14 protein-coding genes are annotated in these 19,416 nt (G+C 61.9%); 11 read left to right on the forward strand and 3 right to left on the reverse strand.

Annotation, left to right across the window (positions count from 1 at the left end):
- Positions 1-372 precede the first annotated feature (372 nt).
- The 5 genes from AC3WN7_RS11825 (at position 373) to AC3WN7_RS11845 (ending at position 7,709) form a co-directional block, all read left to right on the forward strand.
- On the forward strand, positions 373-1,275 hold the full coding sequence (locus AC3WN7_RS11825; protein ID WP_095964399.1) for a LysR family transcriptional regulator: 903 nt from the start codon (positions 373-375) through the stop codon (positions 1,273-1,275).
- Positions 1,276-1,401: 126 nt separating this feature from the next.
- Positions 1,402-2,028 carry a glutathione S-transferase family protein gene (locus tag AC3WN7_RS11830; RefSeq protein ID WP_095964398.1) on the forward strand — a complete coding sequence of 209 codons (627 nt, stop codon included), beginning with the start codon at positions 1,402-1,404 and terminating at the stop codon, positions 2,026-2,028.
- A 63-nt stretch (positions 2,029-2,091) separates the two neighbouring features.
- Entirely contained in the window at positions 2,092-4,122 is a 2,031-nt protein-coding gene (locus AC3WN7_RS11835) for a pyridoxamine 5'-phosphate oxidase family protein (RefSeq protein WP_102673718.1), read from the forward strand.
- 286 nt (positions 4,123-4,408) lie between these two features.
- Positions 4,409-5,605, forward strand: a complete 1,197-nt coding sequence (locus AC3WN7_RS11840; protein ID WP_102673719.1) for a DUF3142 domain-containing protein — start codon at positions 4,409-4,411, stop codon at positions 5,603-5,605.
- Positions 5,592-7,709 carry a hypothetical protein gene (locus tag AC3WN7_RS11845; protein WP_102673720.1) on the forward strand — a complete coding sequence of 706 codons (2,118 nt, stop codon included), beginning with the start codon at positions 5,592-5,594 and terminating at the stop codon, positions 7,707-7,709. Before AC3WN7_RS11840 ends, AC3WN7_RS11845 begins: the two co-directional genes overlap by 14 nt.
- Before the next feature lie 3 nt (positions 7,710-7,712).
- On the opposite strand, the gene AC3WN7_RS11850 is transcribed toward AC3WN7_RS11845, so the two are convergent.
- Positions 7,713-8,342, reverse strand: coding sequence for a LysE family translocator (locus AC3WN7_RS11850; RefSeq protein WP_102673721.1), 630 nt, complete (start codon positions 8,340-8,342; stop codon positions 7,713-7,715).
- Between the two features lie 146 nt (positions 8,343-8,488).
- On the opposite strand from AC3WN7_RS11850, the gene AC3WN7_RS11855 reads away from it, so the two are divergent.
- Positions 8,489-8,962, forward strand: a complete 474-nt coding sequence (locus AC3WN7_RS11855) for an Lrp/AsnC family transcriptional regulator (RefSeq protein ID WP_007969928.1) — start codon at positions 8,489-8,491, stop codon at positions 8,960-8,962.
- A 121-nt stretch (positions 8,963-9,083) separates the two neighbouring features.
- Here AC3WN7_RS11855 and AC3WN7_RS11860 read toward each other — a convergent pair whose 3' ends face one another.
- Positions 9,084-10,400: a dihydrolipoyl dehydrogenase family protein gene (locus AC3WN7_RS11860; protein WP_102673722.1), complete on the reverse strand. Its 1,317-nt coding sequence runs from the start codon at positions 10,398-10,400 to the stop codon at positions 9,084-9,086.
- A 209-nt stretch (positions 10,401-10,609) separates the two neighbouring features.
- On the opposite strand from AC3WN7_RS11860, the gene hflK (AC3WN7_RS11865) reads away from it, so the two are divergent.
- The 5 genes from hflK (AC3WN7_RS11865) to cfaB all read left to right on the forward strand — a co-directional run bounded on the left by hflK (AC3WN7_RS11865) (position 10,610) and on the right by cfaB (position 17,965).
- A complete protein-coding gene (gene hflK / locus AC3WN7_RS11865; RefSeq protein ID WP_102673723.1) occupies positions 10,610-12,568 on the forward strand; it encodes a protease modulator HflK in 1,959 nt (652 codons plus the stop codon).
- Positions 12,565-13,599 carry a protease modulator HflC gene (hflC, locus tag AC3WN7_RS11870; RefSeq protein WP_095964391.1) on the forward strand — a complete coding sequence of 345 codons (1,035 nt, stop codon included), beginning with the start codon at positions 12,565-12,567 and terminating at the stop codon, positions 13,597-13,599. The genes hflK (AC3WN7_RS11865) and hflC overlap by 4 nt, the downstream gene beginning before the upstream one ends.
- Positions 13,596-14,654: a protease modulator HflK gene (hflK, locus tag AC3WN7_RS11875; RefSeq protein WP_095964390.1), complete on the forward strand. Its 1,059-nt coding sequence runs from the start codon at positions 13,596-13,598 to the stop codon at positions 14,652-14,654. The genes hflC and hflK (AC3WN7_RS11875) overlap by 4 nt, the downstream gene beginning before the upstream one ends.
- Positions 14,651-16,561 carry a cation-translocating P-type ATPase gene (locus AC3WN7_RS11880; RefSeq protein WP_102673724.1) on the forward strand — a complete coding sequence of 637 codons (1,911 nt, stop codon included), beginning with the start codon at positions 14,651-14,653 and terminating at the stop codon, positions 16,559-16,561. Before hflK (AC3WN7_RS11875) ends, AC3WN7_RS11880 begins: the two co-directional genes overlap by 4 nt.
- A 219-nt stretch (positions 16,562-16,780) precedes the next feature.
- On the forward strand, positions 16,781-17,965 hold the full coding sequence (gene cfaB, locus AC3WN7_RS11885) for a C17 cyclopropane fatty acid synthase CfaB (protein WP_095964388.1): 1,185 nt from the start codon (positions 16,781-16,783) through the stop codon (positions 17,963-17,965).
- Here cfaB and cls read toward each other — a convergent pair.
- The gene (cls, locus tag AC3WN7_RS11890; RefSeq protein WP_102673725.1) at positions 17,962-19,401 is read right to left on the reverse strand and encodes a cardiolipin synthase; all 1,440 of its coding nucleotides are present in this window, start codon (positions 19,399-19,401) and stop codon (positions 17,962-17,964) included. The genes cfaB and cls overlap by 4 nt on opposite strands.
- Positions 19,402-19,416 lie beyond the last annotated feature (15 nt).

Raw genomic sequence — 19,416 nt, forward strand, 5'->3', positions numbered from 1 at the left:
AATATTCCGCCTGATTACTCAGGCTGGAATTCTGCCGCTGTGGATAGTGTCCGCTGACGAACCCATGCCGCAAGGGAATGGGGAGTGGAGCCAAAGGCGCTTTTTCCCGGTCTGGCATTAGCCGCTTCAGCGGGCGGGGCCGGATCATTGCGGACAGTCGCACCCGTCGCAAGAAAATAACCCTCATTAATTATCAATAATCCCCGGTCCGCTCTTTGTGGGGGCCACGCTTCGTTTTTACGGTGGAGGCGCTAGAGTGCAGTAGCCCGTTGATTTAGTTGATGGTCGGGTGCCCAGCCATGTTGTTGGGCGCCCGCGCTTAACATCCCGGCCTTCGGTTGTGATTTATCTATCTGAAATGAGGACATGCCCATGGACCGCTTCCAGGAAATGCAGGTCTTCGCTGCCGTCGCCCAGGACCAGGGTTTTTCGGCGGCGGCGCGGCGTTTGGGGCTGTCGGCGGCCAGTGTCACCCGAGCAGTGGCGGCGCTGGAGCAACGTATTGGCACACAACTGCTCACGCGTACGACGCGCAGCGTGTATTTGAGTGAGGCCGGTCAGCGATATCTGGAGGACTGTCGGAGAATTCTCGCCGAGGTGCAGGAAGCGGAGGACTCGGCAGCGGGTAGCCATATCCATCCTCGTGGGCAACTGACCATCACCGCACCGGTCTTGTTTGGCGAACTGTTTGTCACGCCGCTGATGGTCAGCTACCTGACGCAGTTCCCCGAGGTCTGCATTAACGCGCTGCTGGTGGATCGGGTGGTGAGCGTGGTCGAGGAGGGCGTCGATGTGGCCATCCGTATCGGCGAGCTACCCGACAGCAATCAGCATGCAATCCGCGTCGGTGAGGTGCGGCGGGTGATCTGCGCCTCGCCTCAGTTTCTGGCCAGCCATGGTCGGCCCAGACATCCACAGGAACTGGCTCAGGCGCCGATCATTGCGACATCGGCCATTGGCCAGCTCAGGAGTTGGCCATTCATTGAAGACGGCGAAACCCTGAGTGTGCGGGCTGAACCGCGACTGGTGGTGACGGCGAATCAGGCTGCCATCACGGCAGCCAGTCTGGGGTTGGGGTTCACGCGGGTGCTGTCTTATCAAGTGGCGAGCAAGGTGGCTGCCGGTGAGCTGGAGATTGTTCTGGCTGACTTCGAACTGCCGCCACTACCCATCCACGTGCTCTATCAAGGCGGGCGCAAAGCCCCGGCCCGGGTGCGCAGTTTTGTGGATTTCGCGGTCAAGACACTGCGCGAGCACCCGTCGCTTGAGCGTTGAGTTATTTCACCCAGTGAAATAATGGATTGCGTTTGCTGGTGATTCTGTTGTTTTGCTTGTGAGTGGAAGATACGACCCACCGGCGCTGGCCTTCCTGAACAGCACCACTGACCCGAGGTGTCGACCATGCAAGCGATCAAACTCTACAACTTCCCACGTTCCGGCCACGCGCATCGAGTCGAGTTGATGCTGTCCCTGCTGAAATTGCCGACCGAATTGATCTTCGTTGACCTCGCCAAGGGTGAACACAAGCAACCGGCGTTCCTGGCGCTCAATGCATTCGGTCAGGTGCCGGTCATTGATGACCAGGGCGTGGTATTGGCCGACTCCAACGCGATTCTGGTGTATCTGGCGCAACAGTACGGCAACGGCCGTTGGCTCCCGGCTGATCCGGTGGGTGCGGCCAAGGTCCAGCGCTGGTTGTCGGTGGCTGCCGGCCCGATTGCCTTCGGTCCGGCCCGGGCCAGGTTGATCACTGTATTTGGTGCGCCTTACAACGCTGAAGAAGTGATTGCCTACGCCCATACCGTGCTCAAGGTGATCGATCACGAACTGGCCGATACAGCGTATCTGGTCGGCACTGAACCGACGATTGCCGACGTCGCCGCCTACAGCTACATCGCCCATGCGCCGGAGGGCAATGTGTCGCTGGACGAGTACCCCAATATTCGCGCGTGGCTGGCCCGTATCGAAGCCTTGCCAGGTTTTGTCGGCATGCCGCGCACCGTCGCCGGCCTGCAAAAAACAGCCTGATGCTTGCGGCCCGGTGTTGCCGGGCCGCCCCGATCTGCGCCAGTGGCGCAAGGGAGAAGCCGTATGGACCGTTCACCCTGGCATGCCGGCGAGAAACAATTGCAGGCGCATGTGGGCGTTGCCGAACGAATGGAAATTTTCGGTCGTAAGGTGATTCGCAACGAGATGCCGGACCAGCACCGCACCTTCTATCAGCAGTTGCCGTTCATGCTGTACGCAGCGGTAGATACCGACGGTCATCCCTGGGCCAGCATCCTTGAAGGTCAGCCCGGATTCGCACACTCGCCAGCACCTGGCTTGTTGCAGTTCAGCAGCCTGCCTGCCTTTGATGATCCCGCGCAGTTGAGTGATGGCGCGGCCATCGGCCTGTTGGGTATCGAGTTGCATACCCGCCGTCGCAACCGCATCAATGGACATGTGCGCGCCATGACGACCGGCGGTTTCGCGGTGACGGTGGATCAGTCCTTCGGCAATTGCCCGCAGTACATTCAGTTGCGCCAGTTTCGTTCGGTGCCGCTGACCGACCCTTCGACGCGAGTCGCGCAACATTTCAACGAACTGGATGACGCGGCCAAGGCCATGATCGCCGAGGCGGACACGTTCTTCGTTGCCAGTTATGTGGAGGTCGACGGCGAGCGCTCGGTGGATGTATCACACCGTGGCGGTCAGGCCGGTTTCGTACACGTGGAAGGCAATCGCCTGACCATTCCGGACTTCGCCGGCAACCTGCATTTCAACACCTTGGGTAACCTGCTGCTCAATCCCCGGGCCGGGTTGTTGTTCATCGATTTCAATACCGGGGATTTGCTGCAGCTCAGCGGGCGCACCGAAATCATCCTCGAGGGCCCGCAGGTCGAGGCGTTCCAGGGAGCCGAGCGCCTGTGGACAATCGAGGTCGAACACGTCGTACGTCGCCCCGCCGCCCTGGCGTTACGCTGGCGCTTCGACGGCGTATCACCCACCAGTTTGCTCACCGGCACCTGGGAGCAGGCTGCGGCGCGTTTGCAGGCCAAAGCCCTGGGCGATCAATGGCGGCCGTTGCGGGTGACGCGCATTGAAGCGCAAAGCCACAGCATTCGCTCGATTTACCTGGAGCCCGCCGACGGAGCCGGATTACCGCTTTTCCAGGCCGGGCAGCATTTGCCCCTGCGCTTCAACATTGACGGTGAAGTGCACATCCGCACGTACAGTTTATCGAGCGCCCCGTCCGATGATTTTTTCCGCATCAGCGTGAAGCGCGACGGGCGGGTCTCTACCCATTTGCATGAGCGGATTCGGGTCGGCGACCTGTTGGAGGCGCGGGCGCCGCAAGGGCATTTCACCGTGGCGCCCCATGAGCGTCGGCCATTGGTGTTGCTGGCGGCCGGGGTGGGTATCACGCCGCTGTTGTCGATGTTGCGCGAGGTGGTTTACCAGGGATTGCGCACCCGCCGTATCCGCCCGACGTGGTTTATCCAGAGTTCGCGCACGCTGGCCGACCAGCCGTTTCGCGGCGAACTGGATCGCTTGCTCGACGATGCCGGTGACGCGGTTCGGGTGGTGCGTGTGCTCAGCCAACCGGAAGCCGAGGCGGTGCAAGGAGCGGACTTCGACCTCAGTGGACGGATCGACGTCGCGCTGCTCAAGGAGCTGCTGACAGTCGAGGACTACGATCAGCCGGACTTTGTCGTCTGTGGCCCCGGAAGTTTTACCCAGGCGCTGTACGACGGCTTGCGCGAGCTGGACATTCGCGACTCGCGGATTCACGCCGAAACCTTCGGCCCGTCCACCTTGCGCCGGCGTCCGGACCCCGATGCGGTGGTTATCGAGCAACCACCTGCCGCCACTACGTCGGTGCCCGTGGTGTTCCAGCGTTCGGCCAAGGAAGCGCGCTGGCAGCCGGAGGGCGGCAGTTTGCTGGAGTTGGCGGAAAGCCGTGGCCTGCGCCCGGAATTCAGTTGTCGCGGCGGCTCCTGTGGCACCTGCAAGACGCGCCTGGTCAGCGGTCAGGTGCATTACCCACTGCCGCCAGCGGAGGTGCCGGATGACGGACAGGTGCTGATTTGCTGTGCGATTCCGGCGCAGGGGGCGCAGCCGTTGGTGCTCGATATCTGAAGGATGATTACCCGTGAGCATTGCCCGCTGGTTGATGGCTGGGTAGGGTAGTGGCAGAACGAAAAGGGCCGCAGAGGCTAAGGCCGATCAGATAAGCCGAGACTCTGAACCTGTGGCGAGGGAGCTTGCTCCCGCTGGACTGCGCAGCAGGCCCATTTGTTAGGGCCGCTTCGCTGCCCAGCGGGAGCAAGCTCCCTCGCCACAGGTCAATCAGCGCTGGTCAATCCCTTAACCGATCGGCATTAGCCGCAGAGGCCCTTTCTGCATTTCAGGAGCAGGCGTTTCAATGGTTTTATTCACTCGCTCGATCGCCTTGCTGCTGGCGCTGGTACTGACCGCCGGATGCGAAAGGCACGACGCACCGCCGCTGGATCAGCAACTCTACGTCTGGCAGCGACAGTGGACGCCAGCCCACGACGCCGCGCTCAGAGACAGCCGTGCCGACTTTTCAACGTTGCGGGTGCTGGCCTTGCAGGCCTTCCCCGAGGCCGGCTGGAGCCGCGCCCGCATTGATCCGGTATTGCTCAGGCGCGATGGTCGGCCGGTGATTGCGGTGGTGCGCCTGGATGGGCAGCTCAAGGCACTCGATCAGCAAGAGATCACCGCGCAGATCCGACAGGTGATCAGCGATTGGCAGGGGCAAGGGTTGAACCTCGCCGGCGTGGAAATCGACCACGATGCCGGCAATGCCCGGCTACCTTCGTACCGCGAATTTCTCGCGCATCTGCGTGAAGCATTGCCGACTTCGCTGCCGCTGAGCATCACGGCGCTGCCGTCCTGGCTCGACAGTCGCGAACTGCCAGCGTTGTTATCCACAGTCGACAGCAGCGTGTTGCAGGTGCACGCAGTGAGCGATCCGCGTCGTGGCTTGTTTGATGCCGATCAGGCCCGGCAATGGGCGAAGGCCTGGAGCCGTGTCACGACAAAACCTTTCTATCTGGCGCTGCCGGCCTACGGCGTGGCGTTGCTGCCGTCGACGGACGGCGCACCGGTTGTGGAAAGTGAAGTGACGCTGGAGCGCGAAGGTCTGCGCCGGGAGTTACTCGCCGATCCGCAGTCGCTGCGCACCCTCGGCACCCAACTGAGTGCCGATCCACCCGAGCATCTGGCGGGCTTGATCTGGTTTCGCCTGCCATTAGCCAACGACCGCCGGGCCTGGAGCCTGACCACCTTGCGCGCCGTGGCGCGTGCTGATGTCCTCGACAGTCAGTTGACGCTGCAACTCTCGGCCGACAATGGCCTCTATGACATCGGCATCAGCAACCAGGGCAACCTCGACAGCGCCTGGCCCGAACGCCTGACACTCGCGGTCAGCGGCTGTGAAGGGGCCGATGCCTTGGCCGGTTACGCGTTGCAACAGCGACCGGATCTGCTTACCTTCACCCGCCTGCGCGATGGCCGGATTCCGGCCGGCGGACAGCGTGCCATCGGTTGGGCTCGCTGCGCACACATTGATCAAGGAGGTTCGAATGTTCACCCGTAACTGGCCGCGTCATTTGCTTTGCCTGAGCCTCAGCCTGCCGCTGGGCTCGGCGCTGGCCTGCGGCCCGGACTTCCCCATGCGCCTGCTGGACAACCGTGGCCAGTCGCTGGCGGAACTGCCCGAAGGCAACTTCAGCTTTGAAATCAGCCGCCTCGGCCACGCCATCAACGGCTTGAAGAACGTCACCTCTGGCGCCGACTACAGCGATCAACCTGACGCAGTAGCGCTACGGGATCAAGCCGAGCAGGCGGGACTTTCCGCTGAGCAACAAGTGCTGGTGAAACACCTGCGCGGCCTGACGGATGCTCATCAGGTTGAAACCGAAGGCGCGCAACTGCCGCCCGAGATCAGGTGGTACCTGGCCGGCGCTGTGGCATTTGGCGCGGGTGATAATGCCTTGGCCGCCGGGTATTTCAAGAAAGTGCTGGCCTTGCCTGCAGAGCAACGGGCTTCGCGCAGCACCTGGGCGGCTTACTCGCTGGGGCGCGCGTTGTTCGCCATGAGTGCTGAAGCCGATGCGGCGCCGGATCTGCTCGTACAATCGGCCAAGGCCTTCGAGCACACCCGGCAGCTGAGTATCGACGGCTTCAGCGATCCGCTGGAACTGGGCGTCGCGAGCCTCGGCGAAGAAGCCCGGGTCGTGCGCGCTGCCGGCGACTGGAACCGTGCCATCGAACTGTACGCCACGCAGAATCTGCACGGTTCCGCGGTGGGCTATTCCTCGTTGAAGCTGTTGATGGCGGACCTGATGACGCTGCCGGATGATCAAGTGGCCGAGTTGCTCAAGGGCCGGCCCGTGCAGCAGTTGGTGACCGCGTCCTTGATCAGCCGCTTGGGCTGGTCGTTTGGCGAGCAACCACCGAACGAACAGAAAATGATCAAGCTGTTGCAAAACAGCACGCGCGGAAGTCTCGAAAACGCCGACCGCCTGGCGGCGATGAATTATCAACAGGGCGATTACGCCAGCGCCAAGGCGTTCCTCGAGCATGCCGGCGATGGCGGATTGGCCTGGTGGCTACGGGCAAAACTGGCGGTGCGCGACGGCGACAAAACCGCGGCCGCCGCAGCCTATGCCAAAGCGGCCCAGGCCTTCCCGAAGAATGAATCCTGGGGCGAGCGACGCACTCCGGACTACGACTACGAAACGCTTCAGCCCAAATGCCGGGTCGAGGGTGAAAGTGCGATCCTCGCCCTGCAACGCGGGGATTACCTGCAAGCCTTCGATCAGCTGTATCGCAGCCAAAGCATTTACTGGTTCGACGCCGCCACTGTTGCCGAGCGCGTGTTGACCCTCGAAGAACTCAAGCACTACGTCGACACCCAAGTGCCGGCCCCGCCACCGCTCACCCAGCAGGAACGTGACAACTACGTGCCCTTGCCAGTGGCAGCGAGCCTACGCAATTTGCTGGGGCGGCGTTTATTGCGCGAAGGCCATTACGAGCAAGCGCTGGCGTACTTCGATAATGACGGCTTGCGGCACAAGGCCAGGTTGTACGGCGAGCAACGCCAGGCGGCAGATTCAGCCTGGTGGCCGACCCGTCGCGCCGCTGCACTGTTCAATGCTGCATGGACGGCGCGTGAGTGGGGCATGGATATCCTGGGCTACGAAATGGCGCCGGATTACGCCACGTTCGGCGGCAATTACATCCTTGAAAACGCCGAACTCAAGGTCGGTCCATTGATGGCCGAGGACGAAGTGAAGCGTCAGCAGGCCAGCGCCGCCCAGCCCGATCAGCGTTATCACTATCGCTTCGTGGCCACGGCGCTGGCGAGCAGGGCGGCGGATAACTTGCCTCACACCAGTCAGGCGTTCGCGGCGGTGCTGTGCGAGGCCTCGGGGTGGAACAGCAGCCTTGAAGAGCAAAGTGCGATTTATCAGCGTTATGTCAATGAAGGGCCTTACGTGGAATGGGCCGCCGACTTCGGCCACCAATGCCCGTACCCCGATTTCGAGAACGCCGACAAGCGCTACGTGACTCAAGTCACCGACGCAGCGCGTTCGGCCTTGCGCCCGTACAAGACGCCGTTGCAGGTCGGTAGCGTACTGGCGTTCGCGGCAGCCGCGCTGTGGCTGTTCAAGCGTCGTCGCCGCAAGGCGCCCTGAGGTTCAAGCCTGTTGCACAAAGGTCAGCCGCACGGCGAAACCGATCAACAGGCTGCCGAACAACCATTGTTGCAGGCGCTGGGCTGAAGGGCTGCGTTGCAGCCAGCGGCCGAGTGCCGCGCCGATCAGGGCGTAAGCGCTGTCGAACAACAGACCGACACTGACCAGCACCACGCCCAGGGTCGCAAACTGTCCGAGCACCGGCCCGGCCTGTGGGTTGATGAATTGCGGCAGCAGCACCGAGCAGAACAACAGTGCTTTGGGGTTGAGCAGGTTGGTCAGCAATCCGCGCCGGATGGCGATGCTCCAGCGCGGTTTTTCGCCGGTTGTGTCGGCGCTTCCGAGGTTCGGCAGCATCGTGGTTCGCAGGCACTGAATGCCGATCCACAGCAGGTACGCGGCGCCTGCCAGTCGCACCACATCGAAGGTCCAGGGCGCCGCCTTGAACAGCGCCGCCAGCCCCAGCGCCGCCAGTCCCACGTGACAGCCCCGGGCGATGCCCAAACCCACGGCGGTGGCCAGCGCGGCGCCTTTGCCCTGGCGAGCACCCGTCTGCAACAGCAGGATCATGTCAGGCCCCGGCAACAGATAGACCACCGCCAGCGCCATGAAAAACATCCAGAGTCCGTCCACGTTGCACCCCCATTCGTTGTCGATTCGGTCGTGCCAGTCTAGGGCCGGCGGGCAGGGCAGGTGCTTGCGTTGTCAGCTTCTATCGGGAGCTGTATTGGCATAATCTGCCACTTTCTTTCGCATGCACCATCGGAATCTGCCAAATCATGAAACTCGACGCCTACGACCGCAAGATTCTTGCCGCACTGCAACGGGACGGCCGCCTGAGTAATGTGCAACTGGCAGACGAGATCGGCCTGTCGGCATCGCCTTGCTTGCGCCGGGTACGGATGCTTGAAGAAGCGGGGGTGATTCGCGGCTATCAGGCCAATCTGGATCGCGACGAAGTGGGGTTGGGGCTGACGGTGTTTGTCGGGGTCAAGGTCGAGCGCCATAACGACGAACAGGCCGAAGCCTTTCGCCTGGCGGTGACGGCATTGCCCGAGGTGATTTCGGCGTTCCTGGTATCAGGGGAGTCGGATTTTCTGCTGCAGGTGGTGGTGCCGGACTTGCGTGCCTATGACCGGTTTCTCACCGGGCGTTTGTTGAAACTGCCGGGTGTGAGCGACATCCGCAGCAACTTTGCGATTCACACGGTGAAGGCGCCGGGGGCGTTGCCGTTGGAGCATTTGCCGCTCTAAACCGAGTCGCCTGATTCGCGAGCAAGCCCGCTCCCACATTTAATTTGTGGCGCACACAAAACCAATGTGGGAGCGGGCTTGCTCGCGAAGGCGATAGATCAGTCACTGCAAGCTTCAAGCCTTACATCTGCGTCGCCATCCCCTCCACATTCATCGCCGCCTGGCGCAACGCCTCGGAGCGGGTCGGGTGTGGGTGGCAGGTCAAGGCGATGTCTTCGGCCGAGGCGCTGAATTCCATGGCCACGCAATACTCGCCAATCATTTCACTGACACTCGGGCCAACCAGATGCACGCCGAGGATTTCGTCCGTGCGCTCATCGGCCAGCACTTTGGCGAAGCCTTCGGTTTCATGGTTGATCTTCGCCCGGCTGTTGGCGGTGAAGGGAAACTTGCCCACCTTGTACGCACGGCCTTCGGCCTTGAGCTGCTCCTCGGTCTTGCCGACGCAGGCCATGGCTTCGTCCTCGGCCTTGTGCGCGAGCATAGGGCCGGAGGTCACGTCACCAATCACCCAGACTCCGGCGGCCTCGGTGCGATGCCCCTTGTTGGCGAGCATGCCGCGCTTGTCCGTGGCGAGGCCGACGTTCTCCAGGCCCAGGCCCTGTGTATAAGGTCGGCGCCCGATGGCCACCAACACATAGTCCGCTTCCAGTAACTCGGCAGTGCCGCCTGCGGCAGGCTCGATGCTGAGCTGTACACCGGTGGCGGAGGTGGTGGCGCTGGTCACTTTCGAACTCAGCTTGAAGCTCAAGCCTTGCTTGCTCAGGGAGCGCTGCAGGGTTTTGCCGGCTTCGATGTCCACGCCGGGGCAGATCCGGTCGAGGAACTCGACCACCGTCACCTGTGCACCCAGGCGTCGCCAGACCGAACCCAGCTCCAGGCCGATCACGCCAGCGCCGATCACCACCAGATGCCTGGGTACCTCGGTCAGTGACAGAGCGCCGGTGGAGTCCAGGATGCGTTTGTTATCGATGTCCACGCCGGGCAGGGGAGTGGGTTCGGAACCGGTGGCGATGATGATGTCCCTGGCGCTGAGTTCGGTCTTGCCGCCGGCGCTGTCGGTCACCGTGACTTTGCCCGGCCCGTCGATGTGGCCCCAGCCCTTGATCCAGTCGACTTTGTTCTTGCGGAAAAGAAACTCGATGCCCTTGGTCAGCCCGGTAACGCTTTCATCCTTTTGCTTCATCATCTGGGCGAGGTTGAGGCTGGGCTTGACGTCGATCCCCAGATTGGCGAATTCCGCGCCCATGGCCGCGTCGTACAGTTCGGAGGCATGCAGCAATGCCTTGGATGGCATGCAGCCGACATTCAGGCAGGTGCCGCCGAGTGTGGCGCGCCCTTCCACGCAGGCCGCCTTCAGACCCAGTTGTCCGGCGCGGATCGCCGCGTTGTAACCACCGGGGCCACCGCCGAGTATCACGACGTCATAAGTGCTCATGGATGTACTCCTGGATCGAAAGGGGATGGGTAAAAGTAGTTCCTGAATAATATTACGAACGTAATATATGAGCGCCGCAACCTTTCGGTCAAGGCTTCAGGTTAGCGACAGGTTGGGCATCTTTAGATAGCGCGCTTGAATACGGAAATTTCACTATTTCCGTTATATCGTAACGAATTGTCCTGTAAGCGAAGACGCTCTGGGGTGGTATGCAAGTCGATCTCGATGTTGATGAAACGCCGCTAGCCGGGTTGCCGCGCTTTCAGCAGGCGTTCATTCAAGGGCGGCGTTTGCGCCAGTTCGCCATCGGTGCGGGCGTACTCGCCACCGTGGGTGCGTTGCTGGCGTTTTTTGCCGGGCTGTTCGCCTCGAAAACGTTGTGGCCAGCGTTGTTGCTGAATTTGAGCGCTGCGTTTGTGGTGCTGATAGCGGGCTTGCAATCGGCCGGGTGGGTCGCCCAATGGCGTGCCCGCGCGATGAATCCCGTGGCGCCAGTGATCGTTGTCGAGGAGTCTGCCGAGCCTTTGGGCTGGTATGAACGTTTGCTGGACCGGATCAGTCGGCAATCGCACAACCTGCTCGGGCAAATTGGCGCGCCGACGCTGTGGCTTGGCGGTTGGGCGTTGTTGGCGGTGTTGGGTGTCGAACAGGCCTGGGACCTTTCGTTACCCCCGGCAGGGCTGGGGCTGGCGGCCACTGTCGGGGCGGCGTTCTCGTTGCTGTTGGCCTTCGGCCTGTTGGTGATGGAGCGTCATCTGGCGCAGGAAAACACCACGCAATGGCCTGAGGCCGCCGCGTTGGCGCAATTGACACGTGTGCCGATCATCAGCCTGCTACTCGCTGCGTTTTGTCTGTTGTTTGCCGATGAATCGTCGGTATGGCCCGTACGTCTGGCGGTGTTGTCCGGACTGCTGCCTGGGTTGGTGGCGGCAGAGCTGTTGCTGCGTGCGGTGTTGTCATTGTTCAGTCCGCGCCGCGAACGCCTTGAGCCGGAGTTACTGGCGCGCAGCTTTGTCGCCGACATGCTGCGCTGGCCACCACAGCCGTTGCTGGCATTGCAGCACGAATTACACAACCGCTTCGGTATAGATCTGCGGCAGATCTGGGCCTTCACTTACATGCGCCGGGCGTTCCTGCCGGTTTTGGGGGTGGTTACGCTGGTTGGCTGGTCGCTGACGGGCATTCACGAAATTGCGCTGCAAGGGCGTGGCATTTATGAACGATTCGGCAAGCCGGTGGAGGTGTTTGGCCCGGGTTTGCATATAGGCCTGCCTTGGCCGTTGGGCCGGGTGTTACGCGTCGAGAATGGCGTGGTGCACGAGTTGGCCACCAGTGTTGGCGAAACCACGCCCCCTGCTCAAACCGACCCTGCCGAAGGCCCGGCCCCGGCAATTGCCAATCGCCTGTGGGACGCCAGCCATGTGAACGACAAATCCCAAGTGATCGCCAGCAGCCGAGCCGACAGGCAGAGCTTTCAGATCGTCAACATGGATGTGCGCTTCGTCTATCGCATTGGTCTGAGCGATGAGGCGGCATTGGCCGCGACCTATAACAGTGCCGATGTGCCGATGTTGATTCGCAGCACGGCCAGCCGAATTCTGGTTCACGATTTTGCCTCGCGCACCCTCGACGGTTTACTGGGTGAGGACAGGGTAGGGCTGGCGGAAGAAATCGGCCGCGCCGTACAGGCGGACATGAAAAAACTCGACAGCGGCGTGGAAATTCTCGCCACGGTGGTCGAGGCGATTCACCCGCCGGCTGGTGCCGCCAACGCCTATCACGGCGTGCAAGCGGCACAGATTGGGGTGCAAGCCTTGATTGCCCGTGAGCGCGGTGCCGCCGCCGAAGCCACTCACCAGGCGCAGTTGCAGGCCAGCATCGCCCGCGATCAGGCGACGGCCAGCGCCCGTGAAATCAATGCTGGCGCCCAGGCTGCGGACCTGAAATTCAACGCCGAGCAGAAAGCCTATGCCAGCGCTGGCCAGGCCTTCGTGCTGGAGCAGTATTTCAGTCAGTTGTCCCAGGGTTTGGCCAACGCCAGATTGCTGGTGCTCGATCATCGTCTGGGCGGCAGCAGCAATGCGCCGACCATCGACCTCCGTACTTTCACGCTGTCGGTTGACCCCGCGCCGTCGCGTAAAACCGTTCAGCCAGGAGCTGCCAATTGAGCCAGTCCCATACGCACGATCACGATGACCTCAGCGGCCACGATCACGGCCATGGTGGGCATCACCATCACCATCATCACCACGGCGATCCGCAGGAGGCCGGTCCATTCCCGTGGCGCCGTATGGGCTGGGCGGCATTGCTGGTGGCGTTTGCAGTCGCCGCCGCGAGCCTGGTGCAGGTGCGTTCGGGAGAGGCCACGGTGATCACGCGCTTCGGCAACCCTTCCCGGGTCTTGCTGGAGCCGGGGCTGGGCTGGCGCTGGCCAGCACCGTTCGAGGCGGCGATCCCGGTGGATTTGCGGCTGCGCACCACATCCAGCGGTTTGCAGGATGTCGGCACCCGGGACGGTTTGCGCATCATCGTTCAGGCCTATGTGGCGTGGCAGGTGCAGGGCGATCCGGACAATGTGCAACGCTTCATGCGTGCAGTACAGAACCAGCCTGATGAGGCTGCGCGGCAGATTCGTACCTTTGTCGGCTCCGCGCTGGAGACCACCGCCAGCAGTTTTGATCTGTCGAACCTGGTCAATACCGATGCCAGCCAGGTACGCATCGCCGATTTCGAAGCGCAACTGCGCAAGCAAATCGATCAGCAGTTGCTCAGCACTTATGGCGTGCGCGTGTTGCAGGTCGGCATCGAACGACTGACGCTGCCTTCGGTAACGCTTACCGCGACCGTCGACCGGATGCGCGCCGAGCGTGAAACCATCGCCACCGAACGTACGGCCATCGGCAAGCGTGAAGCCGCACAAATTCGTTCTGCCGCCGAACGTGATGCGCGAATTGTGCAGGCTGATGCCACAGTGAAAGCGGCAGATATCGAAGCGCAATCACGCGTCGAAGCGGCGCAGATTTATGGTCGCGCCTATGCGGCGTCGCCGCAGCTTTACAATCTGCTGCGTTCGCTCGACACCTTGGGCACTGTGGTGACCCCGGGCACCAAGCTGATTCTGCGTACCGATGCCGCACCGTTCCGAGTGTTGGTCGACGGTCCGCCGAGCCTCGACAACACGTCCGGATCGCAGCCATGAGTTTGGTTCCACGTGGAACAAATGAGTTGAGCAGCCCCTGGATTCAGGCCGGGCGCCTGGCGTTTATTGCGTTGTATGCGGTGACGGTGTTGGCGGCATTGGCCTGGGCGTTTTCCAATGTACGGCAGATCGATCCACAACATCGCGCCGTGGTTTTGCATTTCGGCGCGCTGGATCGCATTCAGAATGCCGGGCTGCTTCTGGCTTGGCCGCAACCCTTCGAGCAGGTGATTTTGTTGCCGGCGGCGGACCGGGTGATCGAGCGTCGAGTGGAAAGCCTGTTGCGCAGTGATGCCGCGACGCAGGCTGATCGCGTGGCCAGTTTTGCCACGCCCATCAGCGATGCCCTCGCAGGCTCCGGCTATCTGCTAACGGGTGACGCCGGCGTGGTGCAACTCGATGTTCGGGTTTTCTACAAGGTCACCGAGCCCTATGCGTTTGCGCTTCAGGGCAAACATGTGTTGCCGGCTCTGGATCGGCTGGTGACCCGCAGCGCGCTGGCGCTCACGGCCGCACGGGATCTGGACACCATTCTGGTCGCTCGTCCGGAACTGATCGGTGCCGATAGCCAGGCGGCGGAACGACGCGAGCGCTTGCGCGGTGATCTGGTGCAGGGCATCAATCAACGGCTGGCCGAACTCACAGCAACAGGGCAAGGCTTGGGCATCGAAGTGGCACGGGTCGATGTGCAATCGAGTTTGCCAAGTCCTGCGGTTAACGCTTTCAACGCGGTACTGACCGCCAGCCAGCAAGCCGACAAGGCCGTTGCCAATGCCCGCACCGAAGCCGAGAAACTGACACAGACCGCCAACGAGCAAGCCGACCGTACGCTGCAAGTGGCCCATGCCCAGGCGAGTGAACGGCTGGCCAAAGCGTCTGCCGATACGGCTACCGTAATGAGCCTGGCCAAAGCCCGGCAGCAAGGTGTCGACCCGCAGATGTTGCTGCGCATTTATCGCGAGCGCATGCCGAAAATTCTCGACCAGGCAGGTTCCGTCACCACGGTCGATCCCAAAGACGATTCCCGCCTGATCATTCAGGGAGCTGCACAATGACCGCTCAAACCGCCGCCGCACCGAGCCTGTTGTCTTCGGCCGAACAGCGCCGCGCCGCACGCCAGTTGACCCTGGCCATGCTCGCATTGGGCCTGCTGGCGCTGGGCCTGATCTGGCGTTGGCTGGCGCCAGAGCAGACCGGTGTCAGTCAATTGCTGCTGGGGTTTGCTTCGTTGCTGGTTGCTGTACCGGTCATGCGCTCGGCCTGGTACAGCCTGCGTTATCCAAGCCTGCACGGCATCACCGATCAATTGATTGCCCTGGCCATGCTGGGTGCCTGGGCCACCGGGGATCTGCTGACGGCGGCCCTGTTGCCGATCATCATGATCTTCGGCCATGTGCTGGAGGAGCGCAGCGTGATCGGCTCCCAGGAGGCGATTCACGCCCTCGGCAAACTGACCCGCAGCCACGCACGCAAGATTCAGGCGGACGGCTCCATCATCGAAGTCGACAACGGCACGCTCAAGGCCGGCGATCGGGTCGAGGTGCGCGCCGGGGACCGGGTACCGGCGGATGGCCGGGTGTTGTCCGGCCAAGCCAGTCTGGACACCGCCTCCATTACCGGCGAATCGGTACCGATGGAGGCCGGTGTCGGCATGTCGGTGTTCGGTGGTGCGATCAACCTCGATGGTCTGCTGCGAATCGAAGTGACCCGCACCGGCCATGAGTCGACCCTCGGCAAAGTGATTGCCCTGATGCAAAACGCCGAGCGTTCGAAGCCGCCCATTACCCGTTTGCTGGAGCGCTACGCCGGCAGCTACATGGTGCTGGTATTGCTGCTGGCGGCCGTGACCTGGTTCATCACCAACAACGCCCAGGCGATGCTCGCGGTGTTGGTGGCGGCCTGTCCTTGTGCGCTGGTGTTGTCGGCGCCGGCCACGGCGATTGCGGGTGTGGCGGTGGCGGCACGCCACGGGATTCTGATCCGCAGTTCCGCATTCCTCGAAGAGTTGGCGGACCTGACCTCGCTGGTGGTCGACAAGACCGGGACGCTGACCTTCGGCACCTTGCGTCTGCAATCCATCGACAGCCCGCTGGAGGATCGCAGCCATGTGCTGAAGCTGGCGGCGAGCCTCGGCTCGGCCAGCAGCCATCCGGTCAGCCGCGCCCTGGCGGGGTTGGTGGCCCAGGAAGATTTTCTGCTGCTGACCGACATTCATGAACGCCAGGGCCTGGGTGTGGTGGCGATGACCGGGCAGGGCGAAGCGGCGCTCGGCCGGCCGGAGTTGTTTGCGCAGCTGGGCATCAGTACAACGGCAGTTCCCGATCACGATGGTCCGATTGCCGGGCTGGCGCTCAATGGGGAGTTTCTTGCCTGGCTGTTGCTGGCCGACAGCGTCAAACCCGAGGCGCAGTTTGCCTTGGGTGAGTTGCGTGAGTTGGGTCTGGGTCGCCAGTTGTTGCTCACCGGCGATCGACACAGCGTCGCACAGACGCTCGCCCGGGATGTCGGAATCAGCGACGTCGAAGCGCAAGCCCTGCCCGAAGACAAACTCAACCGTGTGCTCAAGGAAATCGACAGCGGCTTCCGGCCGATGGTGGTCGGAGATGGCATCAATGATTCACTGGCCCTCAAGGCGGGTGTGGTCGGTGTGGCCATGGGCGCGGGCGGTGCAGACATCGCCCTGGCATCGGCTGACATCGTGCTGATCGGCAGTGACCTGCGTCGCCTCGGCACCTGCGTGCGCCTGAGCCGCCAGTGCCGCCAGACATTGCAGGTCAATGTGATCATCGGGCTGGGCTGGACCCTGGCGATTGTGGCCTTCGCCGCGTTCGGCTGGCTCGGCGCTGCCGGGGCGATGATTGCGGCGTTGCTGCATAACTTCAGCACGTTGTTGGTGCTGGGCAATGCCGGTCGATTGCTGCGGTTCCAGGAGCCGTTGCTCAAGCTCAAGGACGAAACCTGAAGGCGAATGCTCTAAACCGGGTCATCACAGGTCTTAAACTTTTTAGAACTGTGCGCCCGGTTCGTAGTCATTGGAGATGAGGGCACATCATTTTTGTGCGTTCGCGGCGGTCGGTTCTGGCGTCGCGAATCATTGAAAACGGCTACTAATTCGATAGCCAGCTATTTTTCATAGATGGTCTACCCTCTGATCAGACGTCTGAAACAAGGGGGATTCTCCATGCTCGCGCAACTTCCACCGGCCTTACAGAATCTGCAGTTACCGCTTCGCCTGAGACTCTGGGACGGCCATGAATTCAATCTGGGGCCGACGCCCAGCGTCACGATTGTGGTCAAGGACCCGCAACTGGTCTCCCAGTTTACCCATCCAAGCCTGGATGCCCTCGGTGCTGCTTTTGTCGAAGGCAAACTGGAGCTCGAAGGCTCCATCAGCGATGTGATCCGCGTCTGTGATGAATGGAGCCAGGCGTTGCTGGACGAAGACGATGACAATCAGCCTGTTCGTAGCGTTCACGACAAAGATACAGACGCCAAGGCGATTTCCTACCACTACGACCTTTCCAACGCGTTCTATCAGCTGTGGCTCGACAGCGACATGGCGTATTCCTGCGCTTACTTCGAGACCGGCAGCGAAAGCCTCGAGCAGGCCCAGCAAGCCAAGTTCCGTCATTTGTGTCGCAAGCTGCGCCTGCAACCCGGCGAATATCTGCTGGATGTTGGGTGTGGTTGGGGCGGATTGGCGCGTTTTGCTGCGCGAGAGTTTGGCGCGAGAGTGTTCGGTATCACCCTCAGCAAGGAGCAGTTGGCTCTGGCCCGGGAGCGCGTAAAAGCGGAGGGCCTGGAGGACCTGGTCGAGCTGCAACTGCTCGACTATCGCGATTTGCCGCAGGATGGCCGCTTCGACAAGGTAGTCAGCGTCGGCATGTTTGAACACGTGGGCCACGCCAATCTCGCGGAGTACTGCAAGACTCTGTTCGGCGCGGTGAAAGAGGGCGGCCTGGTGATGAATCACGGGATCACCGCCAAGTACACCGATGGCCGTCCGGTGGGGCGCGGTGCCGGTGAATTCATCGGGAAATATGTGTTCCCCAACGGCGAGCTGCCGCACCTGTCGATGATCTCTGCGCAGATCAGTGAGGCCGGGCTGGAAATCGTCGACGTCGAAAGCTTGCGCCTGCACTACGCCCGCACGCTCGATCACTGGAGCGAACGCCTCGAAGACAATCTCGAAGCGGCTTCCAAACTGGTACCGGAACAAGCCCTGCGCATCTGGCGGCTGTACCTGGCCGGTTGCGCCTACGCGTTCGCCCGCGGCTGGATCAACCTGCACCAGATTCTCGCTGTGAAGGCCCACGCCGATGGCAGTCATGAACTGCCATGGACCCGGGACGATATCTACCTTTAAAGAATCGGCGAAATCAGCCGGGCGACCCGCATGCCGAGCTGCTGCAGGCGGTGGGTCTCCCGGCCTTCTCCTTTGGCGATTTCGTGGGCGTTGGCGAAGTCATCGTTGAGCATCTGTTCCACTTCGGCGGCAAAGACGCTGTCGACGGTCAGTAACATCACTTCGAAATTCAGCCGGAACGAACGGTTGTCCAGGTTGGCGCTGCCGATGGCGCTGATTTCGCGGTCGATCAACACCACTTTCTGGTGCAGGAATCCGGGCTCGTAACGGAACACCCGCACACCGGCGCGCACGGCTTCGAAGGCGTATAGGCTGGAGGCGGCGTAGACGATTCGATGGTCGGGTCTCGACGGCAACAGCAGCCGCACATCCACACCCCGCAGGACCGCCAGGCGCAACGCTGCGAACACGGCTTCATCGGGGACGAAATACGGGCTGGTGATCCAGACCCGTTCCGTCGCCGCATGGATCGCTTCGACAAAGAACAGAGAACAGGTTTCGTAGGCGTCTGCCGGCCCACTGGCAAGCAACTGGCACAGTACGCCGTCTTCCGGATAAACCTCGGGCAGGATCAGTGGCGGCAGGGCATGAGCCACCCAGAACCAGTCTTCAGCGAAAGACTCCTGCATGCACGCCACCACGGGTCCGCGCACTTGCACGTGGGTATCGCGCCAAGGGGCCAGGGGCGGTTTCTCGCCCATGTATTCATCACCGACGTTGTGCCCGCCAACGAAGCCGAGAATGCCGTCCACCACCACGATCTTGCGATGGTTGCGGAAGTTCACCTGAAAGCGATTGAACCAGCCACTACGGGGGCCAAAAGCCTTGACCTCGACCCCGCCATCTCGCAGGGCCTGCACGTAGCCGTTGGGTAGGGAATGGCTGCCGATTCGGTCATACAACAGATAGATCGCCACACCTTCGGCGGCTTTTTTCAGCAGCAAAGTTTGCAGGCGTTGGCCGAGGCGGTCGTCGTGGACGATGAAAAACTGGATCAGCACGGCCTCTTTCGCTTGGCTGATGGCATCGAAAATGGCCTCGAACGTCGACTGGCCGTTGATCAACAGCCGCGTCTGGTTATTGGCCAGGCAGGGCATGTTTCCGAGCTTGGGCATCGCTCTGAGTGAGGCGTAGGCAGAAGAGGCGCGGGCGGTGAGGGCTTCTTCTACCCAGGGTCGCCAGTTGAGTTCGGAAACCGCCTTGCGCATCTCCTCGTTGGCCTGCCGTCGGGCCTTGATGTAGCCATCAAAGGTGCTGCGGCCGAACATCAGGTACGGGATCAGCGTGAGGTATGGGATGAAAAACAGCGACAAGGCCCAGGCGATCGAGCCCTGGGCGGTACGGACGGTCAACACGGCGTGGATGGCCGCGATCATGCCCAGCGTGTGCAGCAGGGCGATGGTATAACCGAAAATATGCGGTCCGAAATAATCCATGGGGGCTGCCTTGCT

The sequence above is a fragment of the Pseudomonas sp. FW305-70 genome, from assembly GCF_058783925.1.